Origin of the sequence: Corynebacterium lemuris, from assembly GCF_024919295.1 — a bacterium.
Lineage (GTDB): Bacteria > Actinomycetota > Actinomycetes > Mycobacteriales > Mycobacteriaceae > Corynebacterium > Corynebacterium lemuris.
The window spans coordinates 1-558 of record NZ_JANWTC010000050.1; the positions used below are offsets into that span (position 1 = coordinate 1).

Annotated in this window: 1 pseudogene; it reads left to right on the forward strand. The window is 60.4% G+C overall.

Going from position 1 to position 558, the window contains the following annotated elements:
- Positions 1-61 precede the first annotated feature (61 nt).
- A pseudogene (locus tag NYP18_RS15330) lies at positions 62-558 on the forward strand (IS6-like element IS6100 family transposase); the annotation flags it as partial.

The following is a 558-nucleotide window of genomic DNA, read 5'->3' on the forward strand; positions in this document are numbered from 1 at the left end:
GGCTCTGTTGCAAAAATCGTGAAGCTTGAGCATGCTTGGCGGAGATTGGACGGACGGAACGATGACGGATTTCAAGTGGCGCCATTTCCAGGGTGATGTGATCCTGTGGGCGGTGCGCTGGTATTGTCGCTATCCGATCAGCTATCGCGACCTTGAGGAAATGCTGGCGGAACGCGGCATTTCGGTCGACCATACGACGATCTATCGCTGGGTCCAGTGCTACGCCCCGGAGATGGAGAAGCGGCTGCGCTGGTTCTGGCGGCGTGGCTTTGATCCGAGCTGGCGCCTGGATGAAACCTACGTCAAGGTGCGGGGCAAGTGGACCTACCTGTACCGGGCAGTCGACAAGCGGGGCGACACGATCGATTTCTACCTGTCGCCGACCCGCAGCGCCAAGGCAGCGAAGCGGTTCCTGGGCAAGGCCCTGCGAGGCCTGAAGCACTGGGAAAAGCCTGCCACGCTCAATACCGACAAAGCGCCGAGCTATGGTGCAGCGATCACCGAATTGAAGCGCGAAGGAAAGCTGGACCGGGAGACGGCCCACCGGCAGGTGAAGTA